Origin of the sequence: Persicimonas caeni, from assembly GCF_006517175.1 — a bacterium.
Classification (GTDB): Bacteria; Myxococcota_A; Bradymonadia; order Bradymonadales; family Bradymonadaceae; genus Persicimonas; species Persicimonas caeni.
In genome coordinates this window covers 5,549,688-5,564,799 of sequence record NZ_CP041186.1, presented here as the reverse complement: position 1 = coordinate 5,564,799, position 15,112 = coordinate 5,549,688, and the positions used below count along the sequence as shown (strand labels likewise).

The window sequence follows — 15,112 nt, the reverse complement described above, 5'->3', positions numbered from 1 at the left end:
CTATGTTCGTCGAAGTCATCCTGTCATTTCTGCTGGTCACCGGGGCGGCCTTTGCCTTTATCGGCTCGCTGGGCCTCGCCAAGCTGCCCGACTTCTACATGCGCCTGCACGGGCCCACCAAGGCGACCACCCTGGGCATCGGCTCGATGCTGGGCGCGTCGGTCATCTACGCGGCCACCGCCGAGCAGACCTTCACGCTCCACGAGCTGCTCATCACGATCTTCTTGTTCATCACCGCCCCCATCAGCGCGCACCTGCTGGCCAAGGCCGCCCTGTTCCGCGGCATCGAAGACACCACCGGCAAGGTGCTCGAAAACGTCATCACCAGTCACCCCGAGCCGGATGCCAGCCAGTATCCGGATCTGGAGGATTTTGATGATGATGAGGATGAGTGAGGAGTGCAGGTATTGATGCCCTTGCAGGTGCGTGGCCTCAACCCCTCCCCCTTCGGGACCTCCCCTAAACGGCAAACGGCGCCGTTTGGGGAGGCAATGGCTGCCCCATCAACCATATGTGGTTGTTGAGAGGCAATGGCTGCCCCATCAACCATATGTGGTTGTTGAGAGGCAATGGCTGCCCCATCAACCATATGTGATCATTGAGCCGACCATTCGCCCCCCAAAGCGAAGCGTGGGGGGCAGCCGCCGAGCGTAGCGAGGCGGCGGGGGGTTGAGGTTGCGTACCTGCAAGGCCCGCAGTCTCGAGGCCCTGCAGGGCAGTAGCGCCCTCTATTGAAGGAGTTATCATTGAAGGGTGGACGATTCGCAGCGTTTGCGCGAGGTCGTCTGCTTGGAATTCAGTGACGTGGCCCAGCGGGTATCTTCGATGACCGATGAACCAGAATCAGCCCCGAACCCCGGCCCACTCGACCGCTTTTTTGGCCTCAGCGAGGCCAACACGTCGCCCGGCGCGGAGATGCGCGCCGGGCTGACGACGTTCTTGACGATGGCCTATATCCTGTTCGTCAACCCGAGCATCCTCGCGCAGGCCATCCAGATCGAGGACGCCAACGTCACCGCGCAGTTGCTCACGGCGACCGCGCTGGCCGCCTGCTTCGGCACGCTCGTGATGGGTCTGGTGGCCCGGTTTCCATTTGCGCTGGCGCCGGGCATGGGCCTGAACGCCTACTTCGCTTTCACGGTCGTGTTGGGGATGGGCATCCCCTGGCAGACGGCGCTCGGGGCGGTGTTCATCAGCGGTCTCGTCTTCGTGTTGCTCAGCTTCGGCGGGGTGCGCCAGGCGATCGTCAACGCCATCCCCGGGGACCTACAGATCGCCACCAGCGCGGGCATCGGCCTCTTTTTGGCGATCATCGGGGCGAGCAACGCGGGCATCGTTGCCGACCACCCGGTGACCTTGGTCACCCTGGGGGATGTGGCCAGCCCGGGCGTCGCCCTCGCCCTGGGCGGCTTTCTGATCACCGCCGTCCTCATGGCCCTGCGGGTGCGCGGGGCGATTCTGGCGGGTATCGTGCTCACCTCGGTGGCCGCCGTCGTTCTGGGCGCGCCCGTCTTCGACGGCGAGGCCTTCGGCGGGCTCTCCGAGGGTGTCATCCGCGCGCCGGCCTGGCCGGTCGACCTCTTCGCCAAGCTCGACCTCACTGCCGCCCTGTCGCTGGGCCTTCTGGACGTGGTCTTCATCTTCTTTTTCGTCGACCTCTTCGACACCGCCGGCACGCTCGTCGGGCTGGGCCACAAGGCCGGCTACATGGACGAAGAGGGCCGGCTCCCCGGCGCCTCGCGCGCCTTTTTCTCCGACGCCATCGCCACCTGCTTCGGCGCGATCTTGGGCACGAGCACGACCACCTCGTACGTCGAGTCGGCCGCCGGCGTCGAAGAGGGAGGGCGCACCGGGCTGACGGCCGTGGCCGTCGCCCTTCTGTTCGGCCTGAGCATCTTTTTGTGGCCGCTCGCCTCCGCCGTGCCGCTCGTGGCCACCGCCCCGGCGCTCATCATCGTTGGCGCGCTGATGATGTCGCATATCGGCGAGGTCGACTGGTCGGACGTGCGCGTGTCGGTGCCCGCGTTTGTGACCATCATCGGCATGCCGCTGACCTACTCGATCGCCAACGGCATCTCGTTTGGCATCATCTCGTGGGTCGTCATCCACCTGCTGTCGGGCAAGGGACGCGACGTGCATCCCATTTTGTACGTGCTCGCCGTGCTGTTGGTGGTCCGTTATGCGTGGCTCGGCGGGGCGTGAGTCCCTGCAGGTCAGTGGCGCCCTCTATTTGGGAAATTAAGGATTTGGGGTTGCGTATCGTCCGTTCCTCTCGATTCGCTGCCCCTAAATCTTTAATTGCTCGGGTAGATGGCGTGCCAACTTCTGCAAGGCCACCTCACTCAAACTTTCAGGGCTAGAAGCCCTGCCTCCTATTGGCGCTCCCAGCCCAATCACGCAGCCGAGAATAAACGGATATTGAAAACCATTTTCAAAAATGCAATGTATTGCGCCGCATTTCGACCTTTCCGTCCCCACAGGACGCAATAACCTAATCGGAGTGAGCTATGTCGAATCGAGCAAAGAACATCATCGTATTGCTGCTTGTCGGCGCCCTAGTCGCGCTGGCCGGCTGTGAGAAGCAAGAAGACGCCGGCGGCGAGGCGGCCGAGAAGACCGAGGAGGCCAAGTCGGAGGAGACGACCGACGAGAAGGAGGAGGCCGAGGTCGAAGAGCTCGTCTTCGCCTTCCAGCCGCAGGCCAACCCCGAGGCGCTCACGCCCGACGCCGAGAAGCTCGCCGAGCACCTGTCCAAGGAGATTGGCGTGGAGGCCAAGGTCTTTATGCCGACCAACTACGCGGGCGTCGTCGAGGCGCTTCGCGCCGGCAACGCCGACGTGGCCTACTTCAGCGGCTGGCCTTACCTAGTCGCCCACAAGGAGGCGGGCGCCGAGCTGGTCGTGGTCGAGGAGCGCGACGGCAAGCCGTTTTACTACTCGCAGTGGTACGTGAGCAAAGACGGCGACGTCGACTCGCTGGCCGACCTGAAGGGCAAGGACATCGCGTTCACCTCGCCGACGTCGACCTCCGGGTATCTCTTCCCGCTGGCCAAGGTCATCGAGGAGGGACTGGTCGAAAAGCAGGGCGATCCCAAGAAGTTCTTCGGTGAAGTTCTGTACGCCGGCGGCTACGAGCAGGCCCTCAAGGCGCTGGTCAACGGCAAGGTCGCCGCGGCCGCTGCCTCCGACTACGCCTACGACCGCTACCTCAACGACGAGGAGCGCGCCAAGATCGAGGTGCTCACCAAGCAGGGGCCGGTGCCCACCCACGGCATCGCCGTTCGCGGTGAGCTCTCCGACGAGATGACCGAGAAGATCAAAAACGCTCTGTTGACGCTCAACAAGCCGGAGAATAAGGAACTTCTCAAGAGCGTTTACGGCGCCGAGAAGCTCGTCGCGCGTACGCACGACGAGCACGTCGGAGCCCTGTCGAAGGCGCTCGAATTGGTCGGCGACAAGGACGACCAGAAGGCCGCCGAAGACAAGAAGGCCGACCAGGACAAGAAAGCTGACCAGAGCAAGTAAGTCTATGTCTCACCCGCAGACCGCCATCTCCGTCGCAGACCTTCGCGTCGAGTACCTCGACCAGGGTCGCAAAGTTCGCGCCTTAGACGGGATCTCCCTCGAGATCCGCCAGGGCGAAAAGGTGGCGGTCATCGGGCCGAGCGGCAGCGGCAAGTCGACGTTTATCAGGGTGCTCAGCGGGCTCGTCGAGCCCAGCGAGGGCCACGTCGAGGTCGCCGGCCGCCGGCTCGGGCCCAACGGAGCCATCCCCCGCGAGCACTACCGCGACGTGGGACTCGTCTTCCAAAGCCACGGGCTCGTCCCGCAGCTGAGCGCGCGGCGAAACGTGCTGTGCGGCCGGCTGTTCGACTACGGGCCGGCCGCCGTTGGTTTTCGCCCCGAGCACGACGCCAAGGCCGAAGAATACCTTCGCCACCTGGGCCTAGGCGAGCGCATCGACGTGCCCGTCTCGCGGCTGAGCGGCGGCGAGCGCCAGCGCGTCGCCCTGGCGCGCCTGCTGCTGCAAAACCCCTCGGTCGCCCTGCTCGACGAGCCCATCTCGAACCTCGACGTGCACTGGGCGACCCGCGCGGTCGACTCCCTCCAAGAGCTTCGCGACGGCGAAGGAACGGTGGTCATGGTCGCCCACGACCTCGACCTGGCCCGCATGTGGGCCGACCGCGTCGTCTACCTGCGCGACGGCCGCCTCGTCGCCGACGGCGACCCCGACGCGGTGTGCCGTCAATTCGAAGAGCTCGGCGACACGGTCGAGACGTCGCCCGACGACGCCGAGACCGACGGCGCCTTGGCCGGTCAGGTTGCAGGACAAGAGGCCGGCAAAGAAGAGCCCGACGAGCCCCTCTCCCCCGGCATGAACCGCAAGGGCTTCTACGCCCTGGTCGGCGCCGGGCTCATCGCCGCGTTTATCTGGGCGGCCATCGGCGTGGAGTTCAGCGCCTCGAAGCTCTTCGGCAACCTCGACAACGCCGCCGATTTTTTGGGCCGCCTCTTCCCGCCCGACTTCTCCGACGGGGTCACAGAGCCCGTGCTCGCCTCGCTCATCGAGACGATCCAGATGGCCCTTTTGGGCACGAGCCTGGCCGCGGTCCTGTCGCTCCCCATCGCGGTCATGGCCGCCCGCAACATCTCACCGGGCTGGCTTCGCACCGGCGCTCGCCTGGTCCTCAACCTCTTGCGCACCGTGCCGAGCATCATCTGGGGCTTGTTCTTCGTGGCCATCGTCGGCCTCGGCCCCTTCCCCGGCATCCTCGCACTGACGTTTTACGCCTCGGGCTACCTCGGTAAGTTCTACTACGAGGGCATCGAGTCCATCGACATCAAGCCCTTGCGCGCCCTGAAGACCGTAGGCGCCGGGCGCATCCACCGCTTCCGCTTCGGCGTGCTGCCGCAGGTCATCCCGCTTCTGCTCGGCTACACCCTCTACATGTTCGAGTACAACGTGCGCTCGGCGAGTATCCTGGGCGTGGTCGGCGCCGGCGGCATCGGGTTTTACCTGTACACCTACATCAACAACTTCAACTACGCCAAAGCGACCACCGCCCTGCTCGCCCTGCTCGTGGTCGTCACCGCCATCGACGCCCTCAGCTCGGTGCTGCGCCGCCGCCTCGGACAGGCGGCGTAGGCGCCTTGGCGCGGCTACACCGCAGTCGTGGCGCGCTTTGGGCGCGTGCGTCGTAGCGCGGGGCTTGGCCGGGGCGCGGTCGTCTCGACCGCCGGCGGTGCCTCTGGCCCGCCGTACATGGACGACTGCTGGGAGGTTTCGATCTGTAGGCATTGCCGACTCGCGGCGATCCCCCCGGCGGCCTCCGCCGCCTGCCCCCCGTGCGAAGCCCACTCGATCCGAGTCATCGAGGAGGCAGGGGCACATTCGAGTTTGGTGGCCTTGCAAGCGAGCGACGCCTGCTACATAGGGCGCCCTGAACTGCGGGCGTTAAGGACATAGGGGCTGCGTGTTGCTAGAGGTTCCAGGTTGCCGACCTGCGAATTGGAACCACCTCGCGACTCGCAGCCCCTATGTCCTTAATTGCTTATGTAGCAGGCGTTTCTCACATCGAGGCCCACACAGGGCAGCTACCACGGTCGATTTACCCCGTGACCGTGACCGTGACCGGTGCCGGACACCGTGACCGTGGCAGAGGCGCACAAACGGGTCGGGGCGCGCGGCGTCCTCGCCCGCCCTGGGGCGTCACCGCCCCAGCCGGGCCGCGCGGCGTCCTCGCCCGCCCTGGGGCGTCACCGCCCCTGCTTGCGTGTCTTTTGCAAGGCGCACGCCTTGCTCGAACACGTGCGGGGCCCGAGACGGACCCCGGCGGTCGAGACGACCGCGCCCCAACCGTCAATGCGGCGCACCAACCAAGATGTGCGGGATGGTGAGACGGTCGCGGTCCCGGGTGCCGGACACCGTGACCGCATCCGTCCCCGCCCCCGCGGCCCCATCGGCGCCTCCAATCAAGCTGAGGGCGACGAAACGACGTGTAGCCTCATCACATACTGCACTGATGACCTCCGACATGTCGGAAGTGCTCATCACAATATGCACTCATCATCCCCGACTCGACGGGTAGCCCCTTTACATTGTCTCAGACCCTCTACCCGTCGGACGGTCGAGCCTCGTCGAGAGCGCACGGCCCTACCCGTCGGGACGGGTGAGGGGTTTGCAGAGGGTAGCGACGAGATCGGAGGAGTCGGAAGGCGTTGCGGGGGAGCTGGAGGGCTTCTCCGAGGGGTCGGAAGGCGTTGCGGGGGAGCTGGAGAGCGAGGAGGCCGCCACGGGCGGCCCCCTTGCGAGAGGCTCGAGCGTCGACCGCCTCGACGGGTTGGTCTTCGTCGACCGGCGCGCAGCGCCTTTCCTCTCCGCCGATGCTGTTTACAGTTTGGTAACAACGCAGGCGACATCGGAATCGGTAGCACCGGTGCGTCCAACAAGAGGCGGGCGAATGATCGCGCCGTCCCGAGAGAGAACAGTCCGGGCCTTTGCGTGGGCTTTGGACCTGCACCAGAGAAAAGAGCACAACTATGGCAGAGAGAATCAGCGGCAAAGTGAAATGGTTCAATGAAGACAAAGGTTACGGCTTCATTGAGCGTGAGGACGGTGGCGAAGATGTCTTTCTCCACTACAGTGAACTCAAAGACGCCGGCCGAGGCTTCAAGACAATTGAAGAGGACGCCCGCGTCGAGTTCGAGGTCGAGCCGGGGCCGAAAGGTCCCAAGGCGATCAACGTGCAACGACGCTAGGCGTCGCCACACGGGCTAAAATCTGAACCTATCCCCCTGCAGAGCTCACGCTCCGCAGGGGACTTACGCGGAGGTCGCAAGGCCTCCGTTTTTTTGTGCCCCCCACTACCCCACAAGCCCCAAGACCACACCGCAGGCGCCAAGACCACGCCGCCAGGCGCCAAGCACACCTAGACGCACCCACCCCACGAATTTACAATTGCGGTGTAGCTACAGTTTTTGCACTGGTCGCCGTTTGTGGTACTAGTGCTGGGGGATGTTGTCCGAAGCACGGAGTGTTCCATGTTGACGTGGATGGGGATTATTCTGACTGTCGTGGTGCTCGCGCTGCTCGCCAAGAGCGCGATGCGCACCTCTGGGGTGGCGGCCGGTACGGCGCATGCGCGCAAGACCGGCGAGTTGGGCGCGTTGGTCGCGGCGATCGAGACCACGCCCTACAGCGAGCAGGCCACCCAGTGGGACCAGGCCATCGGCGAGTTGTGGCAGAGCTACGCCCGTGAGGAGGCCACTCGCCTCGTCATGGAGGCGGCCGAGCGCAGCGACGCCGATATCATCCAGTACTGGATCCGCCAGGTCCTCGAGGTCGAGCCCGAGATCGCCTCGGAGCATTTCACCCAAGAATTCCTCGAAGAACATTTTCAACCCGAGGTCGCTGCCAAATGCGGACGGACGGGTTGCTGCGGCTAGCGCTGCCGCCCTCGTTCGTTTAACTGGCCAAAGTTCTGCTGGCCAAAGTTTTGCTGGCTAAAAAAGGAGCCAATCATCAAACGCTTTCGGCGACTTGCAGCGACGCTCGTGCTGACGGGACTCTGTGTACTCCCGCAGGCTGTCTCTGCGTTCGAACAGACGATGACCTGCTACGAAACGGGACCGTACGCCTGTCGCACCGGCGAGACGCCCAAGCCGGTGGTGTGGCCGTACGCCTGCCAGCCCTACTACGTCAACGAGATCGGCACCTCCAACGCCGACACGCCCGCGGGGCTGAGTGACGACTTGCTCGACGCGGTCAAACTCTCCTTCGAGGAATGGAACCAGGTCGGCTGCAGCCGCATGCAGATGAATTTCGGCGGCCGCACCGACGTGACCGAGGCCAGGTTCAACCAGGGCCCGGGCGCCCAGAACCTGAACCTGGTGGTCTGGCGCGAGGAGAACTGGAACCAGGTGGCCAGCAACTCGACGTTCGCGCTCACGAGCGTCAGCTACAACCCCAACACGGGCGAGATTGCCGACGCCGACATCGAGATCAACGCCGAGATCTACACGATCTCGGTGGTCGACCCGGTCGAGGCGAACGCCGTCGACCTGCGCAACACGCTGGTCCACGAGATCGGCCACTTTATCGGCCTCGACCACACGCCCGTCGAAGAGGCGACGATGTACCGCAGCGCCGATATCGGCGAGACCGAAAAGCGCACGCTGCATCAGGACGACATCGACGGCATCTGCCACATCTACCCGGCCAGCGAAATCGGAGCCTCGGCGTGTGACGAGCCCCCGGAAGATGTCCGATGCGTCAACTGCGACGACGACGACAACGGCGGCTGCTGCGCGACCACCCCGGCGCCAGCGCCCACCGGCCTCGCCTGGCTCATTGGCGCCGGCGGGCTCTTGCTCGCCGCGGGGTGGCGACGCCGACGCTTCTAGGGAGAACTTTCGGTGCGAGTGCTTCCAGCTCTCGCTTACGAGGGCAAGATGCCCACGCACCGAATTGATGCCGAGGGCAAGATGCCCATGCTCCGAACCGTCTTTCGGTACGAGAGCAGGGATGCCCACGCACCGAACGCGCCGCATCAGCGGCCCGACAGGCCGGGCAAATCGGCTTCGTCGAGCTGCGCGCCGCCGATCTGCTTTTCGCTGGCGAGTCCGGAGAGCGTGCGATGGACCGCCACGTCGAGTTGGGTATGCGGGACGCGGTCGAGGGTCTGGCGCAGCTTGGCGTCGTCGAGCACGAGCGGCTCGTCCCACAGATAGCGCATCTCCTTGAGCTCGCGCAGAAAGGGCACGAAGGGGCTGGCGATGGTGATCGCCCACCACATAAACCCTTTGACCTTGCGCTGCGAATCTCCCAGCGCGCGGCGAATCGCGCCGACCATCTCGTCGCCGGTGACGGCGTGGCCGCCGAAGTGGAAGACCTCATAGGGGGCGAACGCACCGGTGTCGAGCGCGCGCTCGACCAAATCGACGCCGGCGGTGGCCGCATCGGGGAGGTAAGCCCACTGGTGGACGACCTCGCGGTCGCCCGGGTAGACGATGGCGCCGCCGTCGAGGGCCTTGTCGACGAGGATCGAGAACCACGAACTCCCCTCGGGCATGTCAGGCCCGAAGAAGTCGCCGCAGCGCAGGACGACGAAGCGCGCGCCCTGCCCTTCGCCTCCTCCCGCAGCCCTCTCGAAGATGCCCTCGATGCGGTTTCTGAGCGCGCCCTTCTTCGACGGCGCCTCCTTGGGCGCGCCCTCGTCGAGCGGCTCGCTGAAGTCGGGGCCGAGCCCGTAGACGTTGCCCGGAAAGAGCACCAACAGCTCCTCCTCGGCGGCGACCTGGGCGACGATCTCGGCCGACTCGATCACCAGCGGGTCCCATTTGTCGTAGGAGACGTTAAAGGAGTCGACCAACAGGTCCGCGCCTTTGGCCGCACGCGCCACGTCCTCTTTGACGAGTGCGTCGCCCTGCACGTACTCGAGGCTTACGTCGGCGCCGAACTCGGTCTTGGCCTGCGCGGCGTCGACATCGCGCACCAACGCCCGCACCATCCAGCCGCGGTCGAGCAGTTCGCGGGTCACCGCGCCGCCAAAGCTTCCCGTCGCACCAATCACCATCGCCGTCTTTGTCTCGTTGCTCATTGGGTCTCTCCTCGTGTCATTCGAACGGGCTCCATTGCCCTGTGTTCGTCACGAGAAGAAAGCTAACCAAAACGTTGGCGCATGACATCGGTGTGGAGTGTATGGCTGGTATTCATGAATGAAGGTGTTTGCGGAGAGCGAGGCGTTACGAACGAAGCGTCACGAGCGAAGCGTCTCACGCATCCGAAACACGACCACGAAGCCCGAAACCGCCGTCAACCCCGCAATGAGCCACAGCGCCCACTCGAAGCCGAGCGTATCGGCGACCGCGCCGGCCAAGAGTGCGCCGACGGCGTAGCCGGAGTCGCGCCAGAGACGGTAGATGCCCACCGACGAGGCGCGCCAGGAGGGGTGGGCGACGTCGCCGATGGCGGCCAACAGCGTGGGGTAGACGAGCGCGGTGCCCGCGCCGAGCAACACCGCGCCGGCCGCGAAGCCCCAGAACTCGCCGGAGAGCGCGGTCACCGCGATGCCGCCGGCCTGGATGAACATGCCGGCGACGATGAGCCATTTTCGGCCCACCGTGTCGGACCACGCGCCCGTGAAGAGCTGGCCGATACCCCACACCGCCGGGTAGATCGCGGCCAGCCAGCCGATCTGCTCGATATTCATGCCGGCGGCGGCGAAATAGAGCGGAAAGAGCCCCCAGGCCATGCCGTCGTTGAGGTTGTTGACCAGACCGGCCTGGCTGGTCGAGGAGAGGTCGGGGTCGGTGAACGAGGTGCGCTTGAAGACCTCCGATTGACTGAGCGACTCGCGGTCGGCCAGGTGATCGGCGTGGTGGGCGGCTTCGTAGTCGGCGTGGGCTTTGGTCTCGCGCACGAGCGTGACCGACAACAAGAGGCCCAGCGCCACGAAGCCGACACCCAGGTAGAACGGCTCGGGACGGAGGCCCCACTCGGAGGCGACCCAGCCGGTGGCCAACGCCGCGCCGGCCACGGCGAAGTAGCCGGCGAACTCGTTGAGGCCCATCGCCAACCCGCGCTTGTTGGGGCCGGCCAGGTCGATCTTCATGATCACGGTGGTCGACCAGGTAAGCCCCTGGCTCGCCCCGAGCAGCACGTTGGCGAAGATGACCCAGCCCCAGGTGGGCGCCCACATGAGCAAGAACGGCACGGGCACGGCCACAAGCCAGCCGCCGATGAGCACCGACTTTCGCCCGAAGGCGTCACCCAAGCGGCCTGCGAAGTAGTTGGTGGCCGCCTTGACCAGGCCGAAGACCGCGATGAACGACAGGATGGCGGTGCGCACCGCCAGGCCGAACTCCTCTTCGGCCATCGGCGGCAGGATGCTCCGCTCCATGCCGACCATCGCGCCGACGAAGGCGTTGACCAGCACGAGCAGGCTGAACTGGGCGAGGTTTTCGCGAATGCCCAGCTGGATCTTCGATGTCTTCGACTTACTGCTCATCGGTGTTCCTTGCCTTGGTCCTCATTAGCGTAGCCGCGAGCGCGCCAGTCCGGATACCCCTCGCGCAGTCGCAGAGCCTCGAAGCCTTTTTGTTGAAGAAGCTCGACCCCGCGCGCGGCGTACGTGCAGTACGGCCCGCGACAGTACACGACGATATTTCGGTCGCGCGGCAGCTCCTCGACGCGGCCCTCGAGCTCGTCGATGGGCACCGACACCGCCCCGTCGATATGCCCGGCGTCGAACTCCTCGCGCGGCCGCACGTCGACCAACTCCACCGCCCCGCCGCGCATCCACTCGCGCAGCTTATCGGCGCTGACTTCCTCGCCGGAGTCGGCAAAAAAGCTGCGCTCGGCCGCCTCGAGGTCGGCGAGCCGACGCGTGGCGAGCTGCTGCATCGAGCTGACGAAGTCGGCGACGTCGGGACCGGCGAGCCGGTAGATGACGTGATTGCCGTCGCGCTCGCTCGTCACCAGGCCGACCTCGCGTAGCGTTCTGAGGTGCTGCGAGGTGTTCGGCACGCTCAGGCTTGCCCCTTCGGCGAGCTCGGCGACCGTCTTGGGGGCCTGGGCGAGCAGGTCCAAGAGTTCGAGGCGACTGCCTGTGGAGAGGGCTTTGCCGACGCGGGCGAGGTGGCCGTAGACGGTGTTTTTGAAGTTTCGGGCGGTTGTGGGCATGGTGCGGGGCCTCCGTTAGCCATTTAACTATGTAGTTAAATAGATAACCCTCACGTTGTATTTCGTCAAGTTTGGGTTGTTGTGGCCCCCCATCCGTCTGGCGCTGTACTTCGCGCCAGACACCTTCCCCCCGGGGAAGGGATGCTGTTGCGGAAAGCTAGGCGTAGCTTCTTGGGGGGCGCCAGAAAGCTAAGTGGTTCAGACGCGCTAAGGCAGCCCTTCCCCGGGGGGAAGGTGCCGAGCGCGCGGTTTTGCGCGAGGCGGATGGGGGGCGCCAGAAAGCTACGCCTACAAATCGCGAGCCTCAATACTCCAACGCCTCGTGCTCGTATTCGGCCGGCTCGATCTGAATCGTCGTGTGCCCGATGCCGAACTCTTGGCTTAGAAGCTCGCGCAGCTCACCCAGCAGTTCCGAATAGCCGTCGAGGGTGCCTACGTCGACGTGGGCCGACAGCGAGATCAGCCCGCTGGAGATGGTCCAAATGTGCAGGTCGTGCACGGCGAGCACCCCGTCGACCTTCCGCATGGCGTCGCGCACCTCGTCGACGTCGATATGGCCGGGGGCGCCCTCCATGAGCACGGCCACCGACTCGTTGAGCAGGTTCCAAGCCGAGAACAGAATGAGAAGGCCGATGATGACCGAGGCGAGCGGGTCGGCCCAGGTCCAGCCGAACGCCCAGATGAGCGCGCCGGCGCCGATGGCGCCCACGCTGCCGAGCGTGTCGCCGAGCACGTGCAGCCAGGCGCCGCGCATGTTCAGGTTCTCGGACTTGCCGGCATGCAGAAGCCACAGCCCGGCCAAGTTGATGACCAGACCGCCGCCGGCGACGGCCATCATCCACGGCCCGAGCACTTCAGGCGGCTCGGCAAAGCGCTGGTAGGCTTCGTAGAAGATGTAGATGGAGATGGCCACGAGCGTCGCCCCGTTGAAGAGCGCGGCCAAGATCTCGGCGCGGTAGTAGCCGTATGTGCGCTCGGCGGTGGGCGGGCGTCGGGCGATCCACATGGCAAAGAGCGCCAGCGCGAGCGACGCAGCGTCCGAGAGCATATGACCCGCGTCGGCCAGAAGCGCCAGCGAGTTGGTCAGGATACCGCCGATCACCTCGGCGACCATGTAGATCATCACCAGCGCGAGGGTCCAAGCCAACCGTTTCCGGTTGCGCTCGCGGTTGCCGCGCTCGGGATGGTGACTGTGACCGTGACTATGCCCGTGCTCGTGCGTGTGACCCATTCCCATATTCAACTCCCATTGCAAGGCCTACAGGATGCAAAAACGCCCTCTACATAGGCAATTAAGGACATAGGGGCTGCGTATCGCCACGTGTGAGGACATAGGGCTGCGTATCGCCATGTGGTCCCAACTCGCAACCCTCATGTCCTTAATTGCTTATGTAGCAGGAGCTCAACTCCGCAAGGCCTAAGTAACTACACGAAGATTCTGTCGGTCATCTCGGCGGCTCTCGACGCCAATCACTGCGTCGCCATCCCTCGACGATGCCGCTGGCATCGCCTGCGGGCTGTCTCCTTGTGCTTGCCGCCGATTGCTCGCCGAGCTTTCCCGCACAATCTCCGTGCAGTTACTTAAGTGCAAAAACGGAGGACTTTCATCTTTCGGTGCGAGTGCTTCCAGCTCTCGCAGACGAGGGCAAGATGCCCCCGCACCGAACAAACATCGCGAAAGGCTTCCGTGAATCCAGTTAAGTTAACCCAGCTCATCATTTGACCACATTTTAACGTGCGCACTTTCGTCGGAGTGGGTGCAGGGAGACACGCCACCGAATCTTGGGACTGTCAGGGGAGGCACAGATGAGCACGCAGCAACGACAACCGATGGAGGGTGAGTTCACGCCGAGAGCCGACGCATTGCGCCACAAGTTTCGCGGTGAGGTGCTCGAGCCCGGAGATCCAGTCTTCGAGCAGATGCGGCGTGTCTACAACGCCAATATCGACCGCCATCCTGCCCTCATCGCGCGATGCCGCGACGTCGCCGACGTCATCGCCGCTGTCGACTTTGCCCGTGAGACTGGCAGGGCCGCGGCGATTCGCGGGGGTGGCCACAACGTGGGCGGGCTGGGCACGGTCGACGACGAGGTGCTCATCGACCTGTCGAACCTGCGCGGAATCCGCGTCGAGCCCAAAAAGCGGCGCGTGCGTGTCGAGGGGGGCTGCACCATCGGCGAGCTCGACCACGCGACCTGCGCGTTCGGGCTGGCCGTGCCCGCAGGGATTATCTCGACGACCGGCGTGGGCGGACTGACCCTGGGCGGCGGCTTCGGCCACTTGTCTCGCCAGTACGGATTGACCTGCGACAGCCTCTGCTCGGCCGACATCGTCACTGCCGACGGCAAGCTTCGCTACGTCGACAAGGACCACCATCCCGACCTTCTGTGGGCGATCAAAGGGGGCGGAGGCAATTATGGCGTGGTCACCTCCTTCGAGTTCGCGGCGCACCCGGCCAAGTCGATCATCGGCGGGCCGATGTTTTGGTCGCTCGACCACACCGAAGAGCTCTTTGCCGCCTACGACCAGTTCATCCGCCGCGCCCCCACGCAGGTCAGCGCGTTTATCAGCTTCCACATCGTCCCCCCGATGCCCCCTTTCCCGAAGGATCATCATCTGGAGACGATGTGCGCGATCGTCTGGTGCTACAACGGCTCGGAGGCCGAGGCCAAAGAGGTCATGGAGCCGCTGACCTCGCGCATTCCGCCGACGTTCAGCATGGTCGGCCCCATTGCCTACACCGAGCTCCAGAGCATGTTCGACGGGCTGATGCCCCACGGCCTGCACCACTACTGGAAGTCGGTCTTTTTGCGCGACCTGCCTGCGGAGGCGATCGAAGTGCACAAGGAGTTCGGCCCGCGCGTGGCCAATATTCACACCACGATGCACATGTATCCGCTCAACGGTGCCGTGCACCGGGTCGGCCCCAAGGAGACTGCGTTCAACTACCGCGACGTGCAGTACGCGGCCAATATCGTCGGCATCGCCGAGACCGCCGAGGGCCTCGAGCCCATCAAGCAGTGGGTGCGTGAATACTTCGAGGCCCTCGAGCCGTACTCGGTGGGCACCGGCTACACCAACTTTTTGTTCGGCGACGAGGACGACAAGATGATCCGAGCGGCCTTCGGCGACAACTACGACCGTCTGGTGGCCATCAAGACCGAGTACGATCCGGACAACCTGTTTCGGATCAACCACAATATCCGGCCGGCGAAGGCGCGGGCTTGAGATGCGACGGCCCTGCAGGGCTGCGGCGCCATCTATTTGGGGCGCCTGTGCTGCGGCGCAAACTACGATTTGGGGGTCGTTTCAATCACCACATAAGCCGCATTGAAACGACCCTCAAATTGCCGTTCCGCGAGGGCGCATTTCAGCCCTCGCCCCAAATAGCGGGCGTCGCTCACCTGCAGGGCCTACTCCGTCGTAACTC

12 protein-coding genes are annotated in these 15,112 nt (G+C 64.7%); 8 read left to right on the top strand and 4 right to left on the bottom strand.

What is annotated here, in order from left to right; genetic code table 11:
* Positions 1-2: 2 nt before the first annotated feature.
* The 7 genes from FIV42_RS20495 (at position 3) to FIV42_RS20465 (ending at position 8,402) form a co-directional block, all read left to right on the top strand.
* Positions 3-395: a Na+/H+ antiporter subunit G gene (locus FIV42_RS20495; protein ID WP_141199497.1), complete on the top strand. Its 393-nt coding sequence runs from the start codon at positions 3-5 to the stop codon at positions 393-395.
* A 430-nt stretch (positions 396-825) separates the two neighbouring features.
* A complete protein-coding gene (locus FIV42_RS20490) occupies positions 826-2,202 on the top strand; it encodes an NCS2 family permease (RefSeq protein ID WP_141199496.1) in 1,377 nt (458 codons plus the stop codon).
* Positions 2,203-2,507: 305 nt separating this feature from the next.
* On the top strand, positions 2,508-3,524 hold the full coding sequence (locus FIV42_RS20485) for a phosphate/phosphite/phosphonate ABC transporter substrate-binding protein (protein ID WP_141199495.1): 1,017 nt from the start codon (positions 2,508-2,510) through the stop codon (positions 3,522-3,524).
* A 4-nt stretch (positions 3,525-3,528) separates the two neighbouring features.
* Complete coding sequence (gene phnE / locus FIV42_RS20480; protein ID WP_141199494.1) at positions 3,529-5,145, top strand: phosphonate ABC transporter, permease protein PhnE; 1,617 nt, start codon at positions 3,529-3,531, stop codon at positions 5,143-5,145.
* Between the two features lie 1,394 nt (positions 5,146-6,539).
* Positions 6,540-6,758 (top strand): cold-shock protein, encoded by a 219-nt coding sequence (locus FIV42_RS20475; protein ID WP_141199493.1) that lies wholly within the window; start codon positions 6,540-6,542, stop codon positions 6,756-6,758.
* 282 nt (positions 6,759-7,040) lie between these two features.
* Entirely contained in the window at positions 7,041-7,445 is a 405-nt protein-coding gene (locus FIV42_RS20470) for a hypothetical protein (protein ID WP_141199492.1), read from the top strand.
* Between the two features lie 162 nt (positions 7,446-7,607).
* Positions 7,608-8,402: a matrixin family metalloprotease gene (locus tag FIV42_RS20465; RefSeq protein ID WP_141199491.1), complete on the top strand. Its 795-nt coding sequence runs from the start codon at positions 7,608-7,610 to the stop codon at positions 8,400-8,402.
* Positions 8,403-8,548: 146 nt separating this feature from the next.
* Here FIV42_RS20465 and FIV42_RS20460 read toward each other — a convergent pair whose 3' ends face one another.
* The 4 genes from FIV42_RS20460 to FIV42_RS20445 form a co-directional block, all read right to left on the bottom strand.
* Positions 8,549-9,598, bottom strand: a complete 1,050-nt coding sequence (locus FIV42_RS20460) for an NmrA family NAD(P)-binding protein (RefSeq protein WP_141199490.1) — start codon at positions 9,596-9,598, stop codon at positions 8,549-8,551.
* 159 nt (positions 9,599-9,757) lie between these two features.
* Positions 9,758-11,008, bottom strand: coding sequence for an MFS transporter (locus FIV42_RS20455; protein WP_141199489.1), 1,251 nt, complete (start codon positions 11,006-11,008; stop codon positions 9,758-9,760).
* Positions 11,005-11,682 carry an ArsR/SmtB family transcription factor gene (locus tag FIV42_RS20450; RefSeq protein ID WP_141199488.1) on the bottom strand — a complete coding sequence of 226 codons (678 nt, stop codon included), beginning with the start codon at positions 11,680-11,682 and terminating at the stop codon, positions 11,005-11,007. Before FIV42_RS20450 ends, FIV42_RS20455 begins: the two co-directional genes overlap by 4 nt.
* Positions 11,683-11,986: 304 nt before the next feature.
* Positions 11,987-12,913: a cation diffusion facilitator family transporter gene (locus FIV42_RS20445; protein WP_223178629.1), complete on the bottom strand. Its 927-nt coding sequence runs from the start codon at positions 12,911-12,913 to the stop codon at positions 11,987-11,989.
* Positions 12,914-13,488: 575 nt separating this feature from the next.
* On the opposite strand from FIV42_RS20445, the gene FIV42_RS20440 reads away from it, so the two are divergent.
* On the top strand, positions 13,489-14,910 hold the full coding sequence (locus tag FIV42_RS20440; protein WP_222615278.1) for an FAD-binding oxidoreductase: 1,422 nt from the start codon (positions 13,489-13,491) through the stop codon (positions 14,908-14,910).
* The last annotated feature ends 202 nt before the right edge of the window (positions 14,911-15,112 follow it).

What these genes read in the sequence shown, in the direction of transcription:
- FIV42_RS20495 (WP_141199497.1), top strand. Translation starts at nt 3, where the DNA reads ATGTTCGTCGAAGTCATCCTGTCATTTCTGCTGGTCACCGGGGCGGCC.
- FIV42_RS20490 (WP_141199496.1), top strand. Translation starts at nt 826, where the DNA reads ATGACCGATGAACCAGAATCAGCCCCGAACCCCGGCCCACTCGACCGC.
- FIV42_RS20485 (WP_141199495.1), top strand. Translation starts at nt 2,508, where the DNA reads ATGTCGAATCGAGCAAAGAACATCATCGTATTGCTGCTTGTCGGCGCC.
- phnE (WP_141199494.1), top strand. Translation starts at nt 3,529, where the DNA reads ATGTCTCACCCGCAGACCGCCATCTCCGTCGCAGACCTTCGCGTCGAG.
- FIV42_RS20475 (WP_141199493.1), top strand. Translation starts at nt 6,540, where the DNA reads ATGGCAGAGAGAATCAGCGGCAAAGTGAAATGGTTCAATGAAGACAAA.
- FIV42_RS20470 (WP_141199492.1), top strand. Translation starts at nt 7,041, where the DNA reads ATGTTGACGTGGATGGGGATTATTCTGACTGTCGTGGTGCTCGCGCTG.
- FIV42_RS20465 (WP_141199491.1), top strand. Translation starts at nt 7,608, where the DNA reads ATGACCTGCTACGAAACGGGACCGTACGCCTGTCGCACCGGCGAGACG.
- FIV42_RS20460 (WP_141199490.1), bottom strand. Translation starts at nt 9,598, where the DNA reads ATGAGCAACGAGACAAAGACGGCGATGGTGATTGGTGCGACGGGAAGC.
- FIV42_RS20455 (WP_141199489.1), bottom strand. Translation starts at nt 11,008, where the DNA reads ATGAGCAGTAAGTCGAAGACATCGAAGATCCAGCTGGGCATTCGCGAA.
- FIV42_RS20450 (WP_141199488.1), bottom strand. Translation starts at nt 11,682, where the DNA reads ATGCCCACAACCGCCCGAAACTTCAAAAACACCGTCTACGGCCACCTC.
- FIV42_RS20445 (WP_223178629.1), bottom strand. Translation starts at nt 12,913, where the DNA reads ATGGGTCACACGCACGAGCACGGGCATAGTCACGGTCACAGTCACCAT.
- FIV42_RS20440 (WP_222615278.1), top strand. Translation starts at nt 13,489, where the DNA reads ATGAGCACGCAGCAACGACAACCGATGGAGGGTGAGTTCACGCCGAGA.